The organism is Streptomyces sp. NPDC003691, assembly GCF_053981115.1.
This window is the reverse complement of record NZ_JBSFNQ010000006.1, coordinates 158597-170518: the sequence shown is the minus strand read 5'-3', so window position 1 is coordinate 170518 and position 11922 is coordinate 158597. Positions and strand designations below refer to the sequence as shown.

3 protein-coding genes and 1 pseudogene are annotated in these 11922 nt (G+C 68.7%); all 4 read left to right on the top strand.

All coding sequences use genetic code 11. The features are described 5' to 3' along the window. Window positions 1–391 precede the first annotated feature (391 nt). A complete protein-coding gene (locus ACWDR0_RS05430) occupies window positions 392–4063 on the top strand; it encodes a LamG domain-containing protein (protein WP_456350289.1) in 3672 nt (1223 codons plus the stop codon). A 194-nt stretch (window positions 4064–4257) separates the two neighbouring features. Next, a complete protein-coding gene (locus ACWDR0_RS05425; protein ID WP_456350288.1) occupies window positions 4258–10707 on the top strand; it encodes an RHS repeat-associated core domain-containing protein in 6450 nt (2149 codons plus the stop codon). Then, window positions 10707–11294, top strand: a complete 588-nt coding sequence (locus ACWDR0_RS05420; RefSeq protein WP_456350287.1) for a hypothetical protein — start codon at window positions 10707–10709, stop codon at window positions 11292–11294. Before ACWDR0_RS05425 ends, ACWDR0_RS05420 begins: the two co-directional genes overlap by 1 nt. Window positions 11295–11666: 372 nt before the next feature. After that, window positions 11667–11922 (top strand): annotated as a pseudogene (locus ACWDR0_RS05415) (hypothetical protein); the annotation flags it as partial.

Genomic DNA, 11922 nt, shown 5'->3' with positions numbered 1-11922 from the left:
TTCGTGTAGGCGGTCATCCGTTGGCGCTAGCTGCTTGAGATGTAGCCGCGGGGGCGGAGCCCCGACCTAACACGACGCGCGCCCCCCCGAGGGGTCGGCGCTCTTCGTGTTTCTTGCCATTTCTTCATCCAGCTATCACGTAATTTTTACTGGTTGGTCGCTTTTGCGCCAACATCAAAGTTCTTTGAAAATTGATTCTTGCTGCATACAACAGATTTTCATGGGTGAAAATCAGCCATTCTCGCAGATGTCGCCAGGACGTAGATCAACTCGCTCATTGACGTGCCCATGAAGGTCTCGTGAAGATGCGCACTCAGTGACGTGAGTGAGCTACGGGGGGTGGCCGATGTCTGTGTCCGGCACGCGCATGTTGTCGTGGCGTCGAAGAGCCGTGACGGTGGCACTGAGCGGGGTACTCGTCTGGACCGGAGTGCCGGCGCTCGCCGCCGCAGAGCCTCTGCGGGCTCCCGGGGTCACCACCGGCAAAGACGAGGGCGAGGCCGGCACGGCGCTGCGCAAGGCGGCGGCAACCGGAGAACGTGTCGAGGTCGTCGGTGCCCGTACCGAGTTCGAGACCACCTATGCCAACCCCGACGGCTCCTCCTTCCGGCTGGAACAGTCCGTCGTCCCGGTCCGGGTGAAAGCCCGCGACGGTTCATGGACCAAGCCCGATCCCACACTGGTGAAGCAGCCGGACGGAACGCTGCGCCCCCGGGCGTCCGCCGTCGACCTCACGCTCTCCGGCGGTGGCGCCGGAGCCGGGCTGGTGAAGATCAGCCGTGACGGCCGCACCCTGGGGCTGGGCTGGGCGGGCCGACTGCCGAAGCCTGTTCTGGACGGCGCCAGCGCCGTCTACCCGGAGGTCCGGCCCGGTATCGACCTGCGGATGACCGCGACCGTCGACGGTTTTCGCGAGGTGCTGGTCGTCAAGACGCCCAAGGCGGCCGCCGATCCGGCGCTCAAGAAGATCACCTTCTCCACCTCGGTGAACAGGCTGAAGATCACCCGGACCGAGGGCGGCGGTATCGCCGCCGTGGACGCCGACGCGACCGAAGTCTTCACCATCCCGCCCGCCAGGATGTGGGATTCGTCCGGAGCCTCCGCCACCGCAGCCGCCGGTAGCGCGGCCCGGGACGCGTCGGCCGCCGCCCGTCACGAACCGGGGGGTGCGAGCCCGGCTCCGGTGGCCGCCGCCGTCGACACGACCTCCGAAACCGGCCCCCGCCCCGGCGACGACCTGGCCGATCTGCCCATCACCGTTGCGGGAGACAGCATCAGCTTCGTACCCGACGCGGCCCTGATGAAGAAGGCCGACCCTGCCGCCTTCCCCCTCTACATCGATCCCCAAGTCTCCTGGGGCGAGGCCGAGCGGACCCTGCTGCGCTCCGACGGCCACACCGACTACGACTGGGACAACGGCACCGACGACCGCGGCAAGGGCGCGGGCAAGTGCGGCACCTGGAACGGCTACTACTGCGGCCCCGGCTACATACAGAAGCTCTACTTCGAGTTCTCGCCCGCTTCCCTTGCGGGCAAGCACATCCTCGACGCCACCTTCCGTATCACCGAACCCTGGGCGTTCCAGTGCGACCCCCGCTGGGTCAACCTGGTCCGCACCAACAACATCTCCTCCGCCACAACCTGGTCGAGCCGTCCCGCCGAACTCGACCTGATGGTCGACCGGCACGTCTCCGCAGGCCGCGGCAGCCTGTGCGACCCGGACTCCCCGGACGCGCCCATCGACTTCAACGACAACCCGGAGGAGACCAACGAGAACCTGACGGCGACGGTCCGCAGTTTCGCCGCGGGCAAGTTCACCCGGCTCACCCTGATGATCCGGGCCCACGACGAGACCGACACCAGCGCCTGGAAGCGGTTCAAGAACGACGCGACCCTGGTGGTCGACTATGTGGGGCGGCCGAACTACCCGGCCGCGGCCGGCCTGGTGATGGGCTCCGGCGTGGTCTGCTCGCCCACTGCCGCCGACCCTTCCACCATCAGCGACCCCACGCCCCAGGTGACTGCCACCGTCCGGACCCTGTCCGGAGGATCCTCCGAGGCCCGGCTGCGAGCGCAGTTCCGGGTGGAGAAGCAGACCGGGTCCACCTGGGCCGAGGTCGCCGCTCCCTTCGTATCGCCGACATCGGGACACCTCGCCAACAACCAGACCGCCAGACCGTCGATCGCCCAGACGCTCACCGAGGGCACGCTGTACCGGATCCAGGCGAAGACGCTCTCGTACTACAACGGCTACTCCAACTATCTGACGTCCGGCGGCAGCGGGCTCTGCTACTTCAAGGTGGACCCGACGGCCCCCAAGGCGCCCACGGTAACGGCGAACAGTGTGTACTCGCTCTGCACCACAACCGCCTGCGCCCCAGGAGGCGGCCCCGGAGTCCCGGGCGCCTTCACCTTCGCCCCGGGGGCAGGTGACACCAACACCAACATCGTCGCCTACCAGTACAAGCGATCCGGCGATCCCGCCTGGCTGCCCGAGATCAAAACCGTCCTCCAAGTCGTCCAGCGGGACATCGCCCCGCCCGAATCCGGTACCTACCAGCTGGAGGTCCGGGCCAAGGACTCCGTCGGCCGGTGGGGAGCGTCCCAGGTCGTGAGCTTCCTGGTACAGGAGGGCAACGGACCGGTCGGGCGCTGGCGTTTCGACGAGGCGACCGGCGCGGCCGTCGACACCTCGACCACGAACCCCGCCCAGCAGGACAACGCGACCGTCGGCGCCGGTGCGGTGCGCGACGACCAGGGACGGCGCGGGCAGATCTGGTACGACGAACAGGGCCAGCCACTGGCACAGCCGCGGAACGACCGCGGGCTGAAGCTGGACGGTGCCTCCACCACCGCGGTCGCCACATCGGGCCCGGTCCTGGAGACCCGTTCCTCCTACACCGTGGCCGCCTGGGTGCGGGTGGACGACCTGGCTGTCGGCGGAACGATCCTCTCGCAGGACGGCGCGAGCTACAGCCCGTTCCGGCTGGCTTATCTCACCCCGGCGCGCAAGTGGTACTTCGGGGTGAAGGCGAACGACAACAACGACGGGACGACCTTCTGGGGGCCCGGGTCCCTGGAAGCGCCCGCCGCCGGAGTCTGGACCCATGTCGCCGCCTCCTACAATCCGTCGACGGGGCGCCAGGACCTGTACATCAACGGTGTGCACCAGAAGACAGTGCACAACCCGGGATCGTGGTCCGCCACCGGTCCCCTCCAGTTCGGCCGTACCAAGTGGGAGGGCCAGCACGGATTCGGCCTGAAGGGCGCCATCGACGAGGCCGCGGTCTGGCAGCGCATCCTCACGCCCGAGGAGGTCGCCCGCGAGGCCCGCACCCTCTCCACCCGTACCGGCTTCTCCGACGTCGAGCTGGTCGCGGACTGGAAGGCCACCGGAGCCACCGGCACCGCAGTGGCCGACACCACCTCCGGCTACGGCCGCGGGCTGACGCTCGCCGGAGGCGCCACCCTCAACGGCGAGACGCTCAATCTCGACGGCACCGACGGTGCCGCCACCACCGCCGGTCCGGTGGTCGACGACACGGGGGCCTTCACCGTCACTGCCGTCGCCGAGCTCGACCGCGCCAAGCTGCTCACCAAGGAGATCGGCTACACGGGCCAGGTCGTCGGGCAGCGCACCGCCGACGGATCCTCCTGGGGTCTCTGGTACGAGCTGACCGGCAAGGAGAACCGGCTCGACGACGAAGGTCTCGAGAAGCCCCATCCGGTCGGACTGTGGCGGTTCGGGCGGATCAACGCGGACGGCACCAAGACCTGGGTCAGCTCCGACGTGGAAGCCGATGTGGACACCCCTGTCCGTCTGACCGGTGTCTACGATCCGCTGTCCGACGGAGGATCCGTCATCAGGCTCCACATCGGACACACCCAGAACGACGCCGACCTGGTGTACACCGCCCGGCCGGGCATCGGCGACCTCGCCGTCGGAAAGGGCTTCTCCGCCACGGCCTGGGGCCACTTCCTCCCCGCGAAGGTCCGGGAGGTCCGGATGTGGGCAGGCGCCATGGCGAGCGAGGAACAGGTCCAGAGCGTCATCGGCGACTGACAGGTCCAGCCGTCGAGCGGTACGGCCGCTGTCGCCGCGAGGCGTGGTGACAGCGGCCGCTGCTGCGGCTCCGTGCATCCACCCCGGGCAGTCACGGCGCCGTCGCGCGCCGCTGCCCCCGTACACGACAACGTGGGGGTTCGTTCATGCTCAAACGCAGGATCAGAGTGACGGCCGGCGGATCAGGGCCGCGCGTGACCCGGCTCTGGCTGGTCCCGCTGCTGGCCGCCGTCCTCTCCGTACCGGTGGGGCTGACCCCGCTCGCGCCGTCGGCGCAGGCCGCCGGGCCCGGCCGTCCCGACGTTCCGGACCAGCGCGTCAGCAAGGTCCGGACGATGGACACGGCCGGCGCCAAGAAGACCCGGGACCGGGTCGCCAAGGAGCGTGCCGCCGACCTGGCCGGCATCGGCCGGGCCGTACGGCAGCAGAACGAGGCCCGCTGGCCCGCTCCCGGAACAGTCTCCGTACCCCTGACGGAATCCGCCCGGACCACCAAGGCGGGCGGGCTCACCCTCGGAGTGAAGTCCGCCGACCGGAGGAAGGCACCCTCCGGTGCCGCGGCCCGGCTCACCGTCCTCGACCGGCGCACCACCGCGGCGGTCGGTGTCGACGGGGTGCTGCTGACCGCTCGCACCGACCGGCCGGTCACCACCGACCTCACCGTCGACTACTCCACCTTCGCCTCGGCCATCGGCGGCGGCTGGGCCTCACGGCTGAAGCTCTGGCAGCTCCCCGCCTGCGCCCTGACCACACCCGACGCCCCCGGCTGCCGCGAACTGACGCCCCTCGCCACCCACAACGACCTCCGGGCCCAGCGGCTCACCGCGAAAACCCCGCCGGCCGCGAACATGGTCCTCGCGGTCGCCGCCACCAGCCCGGGACAGTCCCCGTCCGGCGCCGGCGACTACTCCGCGACCCCGCTGGCCGCCTCCTCCAACTGGACGTCCGGCGGCTCGTCCGGGGCCTTCACCTGGTCGTACGACATGGGGGTGCCCGCGCTCGCGGCCGGGCCCGTACCCACGCTCGGCCTCTCCTACGACTCCGGCAGCGTCGACGGCCGCACCGCCTCCACCAACAACCAGGGCACCGAGGCGGGTGAGGGCTTCGACCTGACGGCCGTGTCGTACATCGAGCGCAAGTACGACTCCTGCCACAAGGACGGGCACGACAAGAAGTACGACCTGTGCTGGAAGTACGAGAACGCCTCCCTGGTCCTCAACGGCAAGTCCACCGAACTGGTCAAGGACGACACCAGCGGAGTGTGGCGGCTCAAGGACGACGACGCGTCGACCGTGACGTACGAGGTCGGGGCCGACAACGGCGACGACAACGGCGAGCGGTGGACCGTCACCACCGGCAACGGCACCAAGTACCACTTCGGCCGGAACAAGCTGCCCGGAGCGGCCACCGAGCGCACCAACTCGGTCTGGACCGTGCCGGTCTTCGGCGACGACACGGGCGAACCCGGATACGACGCGGGCAACGCCTTCGCCGACCGCTCGCTCGACCAGGCGTGGCGCTGGAACCTCGACCTCGTCGAGGACGTCCACGGCAACGCCATGACCTACTGGTACTCCGCCGAGACCAACCACTACCGCAAGAACAAGGCGTCCACCGCCAATGCGAAGTACACGACCAGCGGCTATCTGAACCGCATCCTCTACGGCCAGCGGGCCGACAAGCTCTTCACCGAGACCGCGCCCGGCCGCGTCAGCCTCACCCACGACAACCGCTGTACCGCCGCGGACTGCGCCCCGCTGACCGAGACCACCGCGAGCAAATGGCCGGACGTGCCCTTCGACGCCCTGTGCACCGCGGGCGAGAACGACACGGACTGCATCGCGGAGAGCCCCGCGTTCTTCTCCCGCAAGCGCCTCACCAAAGTCGAGACCTCGGTACTCGCCGGTACCGCCTACACACCGGTCGACTCCTGGACGCTCGGCAACCGGTTCACCGCCAACGGCGATCTGGCGGACCCCTCCGACCAGACCCTCGTCCTGGAGAGCATCCAGCGCACCGGCCACACCGGCACTCCCATCACCCTCGACCCCATCTCCTTCACCTACCACCGCCGCCCCAACCGGGTCGCGGGCGGCACCCAGCCCGGCGGCGGCAACATCCTGCCGCTGACCCGGCCCCGCGTCGCCTCCGTCACCACCGAGACCGGCGCGATCACCAACGTCTCGTACAGCGACCCCGAGTGCGTCCGGGACACCCCCTCCATGCCGAGCACGGAGGACTCCAACACCAAGAGCTGCTACCCCCAGTACTGGAACATCAACGGCGCCACCGACGCCTCCATCGACTGGTTCCACAAATACCGGGTGGTCGCGGTGACCGCATCGGACCCGGCCGGACACGGTGAGCCGGTCGAGTACGCCTATACGTACGAGAACCCGGCCTGGCGCCACAACGACAGCCCGTTCGTCCCCACCGCCGAGCGCACCTGGTCCCTCTGGCGCGGCTACGGCAAGGTGACCGCCTGGACCGGCGCGGCGGGCGGCACCCGCTCGCGGACCGTCACCGCCTACCTCCAGGGCATGCACGGCAACCGCATCAAGACCGGCGGCACCCGCACGGTCAGCGCGCCCGGCATCGACCTGCCCGGTCTCAACGTGCCCGCGATCACCGACGCGGAGCAGTACGTCGGCTTCCAGCGCCAGCAGATCACCTACGACGGCAGCAACCCGGTCTCCGTCACGGTGAGCGACCCCTGGTCGTCGCGGACCGCCACCCAGCACAAGTCGCACGCGGACACGGAGGCGTACTACATCCGGACCCGCACCACCTACCAGCACACCTATCTTCCCCTGAAGCAGTTGTGGCGCAGCACCTCGTCAACCACCGACTACGACAGCTACGGCATGCCGTTCCAGGTCGCCTACGCCGGTGACAGAGCCGTCAGCGGTGACGAGACCTGCACGCGCACCTGGTACGCCCGCAACCCGAGCGCGGGTCTGACCAGCCCGGTGTCCCGCACCCGTACCGTCGGCAGCGTCTGCACCACCGCCGAAACGGACCTCAGCCTGCCCACATCCACCGCGAACCGCGGCGATGTCATCGCCGACACGGCGACGGTGTACGACATCACCCCGACCCCCACCACCAAGTGGACCGAGGCCCAGACCCCCACCAAGGGCCTGGCGACCTGGACCGGCCGTGCCTCCGCCTATCCTGCGACGGCCACCGGCGGCGAACGGCACCCGTCCGGCTGGCAGCGGCAGACCACCACGGCCTACGACCCCCTCGGCCGCCCGGTGTCCGTGACGGACGCGGCGGGTAACACAACCGGCACCACCTATACGCCCACAGGCGCCGGGGTCCCGACCAAGACCGTGGTCACCAACCCCAAGACTCACACCGTCACCACCTTCCTCGACGGGCTCCGCGGCCTCCCGCTGCGGATCTACGACGCCAACAACAAGAAGACCGAACAGGCCTTCGACGCACTCGGCCGTGTCACCGGAGTGTGGCTCCCCAACCGCAACAGTGCCGCCGCCCAGAGCGCCACCAGGACCTTCTCCTACACCCTGCGGCGGGGTGCGGCGCCGTCCATCGCCACCTCCACCATCAAGTCGTCGACCACGGTGACGACCTCCTACGAGATCTTCGACTCGCTGCTGCGCCCGCTCCAGACGCAGACCCCGACTCCGCTCGGCGGACGGCTGCTGACGGACACCCGGTACGACTCGCGGGGCCTGGCCTACGAGACGTACGCGGGGATCTACGACACGACCGCCGCGCCGAACGGCACCTACACCCGTGCCGAGTTCGGCCAGGCACCCCGGCAGCTCCAAACCGTGCTCGACGGCGCCGGGCGCGCCACCTCCAGCAGCCTGCTCGTCTTCGGTACGCAGAAGTGGCAGACGACCACGGCGCACACCGGCGATTCCACGGCGACCAGTGCGCCCGCCGGTGGGCAAGCCGTACGTGTGGTCACCGACGCGCTGGGCCGCACCACCGAGCGCCGTGAGTACGCCGGTTCCGCCTTCACCGACGCGGACTTCGGCGGCGGACTCGGCAGCGGCAGCACCACCACCGCGTTCACCTACACCCGCGACGGCAAGCAGGCGACCATCACCGGCCCGGACGGCGGCGCGTGGTCGTACACCTACGACCTCTTCGGGCGGCGGATCTCCGAAGCCGACCCGGACAAGGGCACCACAACGACCGGATACACCGTTCTCGACCAGTCCGACTGGACCAAGAACTCGGCGAACGGCCAGCTCCTCTACGGCTACGACGAACTGGGCCGCAAGACCGGCCTGTGGGCCGGAACGGCACGTACGGACGAGGCCAAACTGGCCGCCTGGTCGTACGACAACCTCGCCAAGGGCCAGCCCGACGGTTCCGTCCGGTACGACGGCGGTACGGCGGGCAAGGCGTACGGCAGGAAGATCGTCGCCTATGACGCCCTGTACCGCGCCACCCAGACCCAGCTGACCCTCGCCGCCACGGACCCGCTGGTGACCGCGGGAGCAGCGGCCACCAGCTACTCCTTCTCGACCTCGTACGACCTCGACGGATCCGTCGGCTCCTCCACAGAGCCCGCGGCAGGCGGCCTGACCTCGGAGATCGTCTCCTACCGCTATACGCCGACCGGCCAGCCCCTGGGAATCTCCGGGACCTCCGGCTATCTGCTGGACGCGACCTACAGTGCCCAGGGACAGCCGCAGCAGCTCGTCCTCGGCCTCTCCGGAGCGGCCGACGCGAAGAAGATGTACATCGACAAGCGGTACGAGCCGGGCACCGACCGGCTGACCCGGTCCTTCGTCACCACCCCGCAGACGGCTCCCTACAAGCCGCAGGACCTCAGCTACAGCTACGACGACGCGGGGAACGTCACCAAGCTCGCCGACACCCCGAACGCGGACCCGGTCCTGAAGACCGACATCCAGTGCTTCGGCTACGACGGTCACCGCAGGCTCACCGAGGCATGGACCCCGGCGACGGACGACTGCACCAGCCGCACCCTCGGCGGCGCGGCCCCCTACCGGACGGCCTTCACCTACAACGCGGCCGGACAGCGAGCCAAGGAGACCCGGACCCCGGTCACCGGCACGGCGACCACCACGACCTACTGCTACGACGACACGGAGCGCCGTCACGCCCTCACCCGCACCACGACCGCCACGGAGTGCGGCACTCCGCCCGCCGAGCCGGTGTACGCCTACGACAAGACGGGCAACACCGTCAAACGGCCCGCACCCGGCACCGGCTCGCAGACGCTGGCCTGGAACGCCGAAGGGAAACTGACCGAACTGGTCCAGGGCACCCGCAAGACGGGCTACCTCTACGACGCGGACGGCACACTGCTCATCCGGCGCGCCGCGGCGGGTGACGGGGAGAGCGTCCTCTACCTGGGTGCCACCGAGATCCACCACAAGGTCGCCGGAACCACGAAGACCACCTGGGCGACGCGCTCGTACGTGGCCGGAGGCATCACCGTCGCACTGCGCTCCAACGAATCCGGCACCTCCCGGGTCTCCTTCCTCGCGGGCGACCGGCACGGCACCGCGAGTCTGGCCCTCGACGCCACGACACAGGCGGTTGCCAAGCGTTTCAGCACTCCGTTCGGTGCTCCGCGGGGCACGGCCGTCGGCACCTGGCCCGACGACAAGCGGTTCCTGGGCAAGCCGGCGGACACCGCAACGGGTCTGACCCATGTGGGGGCGCGTCAGTACGACCCCGGAATCGGACAGTTCATCTCCGTCGACCCGCTCATGGAGATGGACAAACACCAGACGCTCAACGGCTATGGCTACGGAGCGCAGAACCCGGCGACCTTCTCCGACCCCTCCGGCCTGGGTCTGGCCTGCGGCAAGGGGGACCAGCCCGACTGCCCGAAGCGGCCCGACGGGACCAAGGGGAACGGCCGCCCCAACGAGGGCGTGGACCACTCGAAGCCGAAGCCCGGCGGCGGAGGCGGCGGTGGTGGCGGCGGGAACAGCCACGGCGGTGGTGGTGGCGGCGGTTCCCACTGCTACTCGGGCAACATGTCCGCCAGCTGTCCCGCTCCGAACAAGGGGGCGCCGCCGCCGGATCCGGTCTATGTCCAGATTCTCCAGTTCATGGTGGACGAGATGAACGAGAACGCGGATTCGGAGACTGCGGCGAACATCCGGTGCTCCATCATTCCCACGGAGTGCTTCTCATGGAGCGGGTTGTTCCCTGAGATCAACCCCGCGGCTGTGACCGTCGGGCGCCCCTTCGTCGGCTTCGCCGCGGGATTGGGCCTGTGGACGGCTATGGTGCGCAGCGGAGGGCCCTGGGACCACAAGCCCCAGCTCGAAGCAAAGTTCGATATGAAGGAGAAGCAGCTCTACCGCACTCCCATCACGACCGATCCGCTGAGCAAGACGGTGCTCTACGACGTCTGGTCGAACATCCACTACGGCTATGTCGGCCGGAAGGCCGGGATCAACGGCAGGGTTCTGATGGAAGGGTCGCGGGTGAGTGAGAAGGGGGTCGGCAAGACCGACAGTGGCGACGATATTTCCATCCGAGCCGGCTTCCGTCTCTTCGAGGAGTCGGAGAGCTCGGGGAAGGATGTGACGGTGGAACAACTCCACAGAGTCGTCATGGAGACGATTCCCGACTGGGAAGCTGCACCGGAACCCGGATGGGGTCAGAAGATCAAGTGATGAGTACTGTTGAGCGCCCGAGGAGGTGGATATCGCTGATGGCCGTCATCGGACTGTCCGCCGTAGCGTGCGCCGGAACGGCCGATACCGGTGTCCATCCGGAGCGTGTCCTCATGGCGGTGGAAGACGTCCAGGACGACTCCTGCGGCCCCTGGAACACCGACGGTGCGAAAGCGGCGGGCAAGAACAGAGGGGCGGCGAAGGCGTCACTCATCCGCTGGGAGACACCGGACGGCTGCGAGGTGGGCATGTCCGCCTTCGCCTACGGGGACACCGGAGACGCGAAATCCGCCTTCAAGGACGAGGGTCCGCGACAGTGGTGGGGGGATATCTGGCCGTACGATCCCGTAAAGGTCGAAGTGGACATCCCCCTGTCCGCGGATGCGCATGAACTCCTCTGTATCGGCGGGTCCGAGAAGCAGGGCTGCTTCAACTGGAGTTACTGGGCCCGGTACGGCTCACATTTGGTGGAGCTGGAGTCCTTCGGTCTGGACAGGCAGGACCGATACGTATCCAGGGAAACGTTCATGAGGACGCTGGGAAACGCGGACCGCCGTATCGCGAGCGCGCTCAAGGCGGATCAGTAGAAAGGCGATGGGGTGGGCGTCGACGACGCCCACCCCATCCGTGTTCACCCGGACTCCTCGGCGTACCCGAGCGCCGGGGTGCAACAGCGCGTGCCGCTCCCTCTTCTATCGACAAAGCGGCAATGTTGATGCCACGTGCGGTTGGATGTGTCCTGCGGGTCACAGTTGTGCAGCCCCGGCTCGGGCAACGACTCTCATATCGGGCATCATTCGCGCATCCCGCTTGACGGGCCGTTCGGAACTGGCAAGGCTGGCGCGCGGCACGCGTGTTTCCTGGGCGTGAGTGAGCGGGGTGAGGGCGGAAGCTCTCCTCTGAGTAGCCACCCGGGCGACCCGGCTCAATGACGAACAGCTACTGGGGGTAGCAGGTAGATGACGAAGAAGACGCGTATCCGTGTGGCACGTATCGCCGCCGGCGCGGTGATCGCGGCCGGTGCTTCGCTGACGGTGGCCGGGGCGGCCCAGGCGTTCACCGGCTCGCAGACGAGTGACGCCGGCCTCGGTGTCCTGAGTGACGACCCGCCCGCCGACACCAACGGCGGCTCCAACGGTGGCGGAGTCGACCCCGGGGACAAGGGTGGTCAGGCTGCCAACGGTGGTAACGGTGGTGAGGCTGCCAATGGTGGTG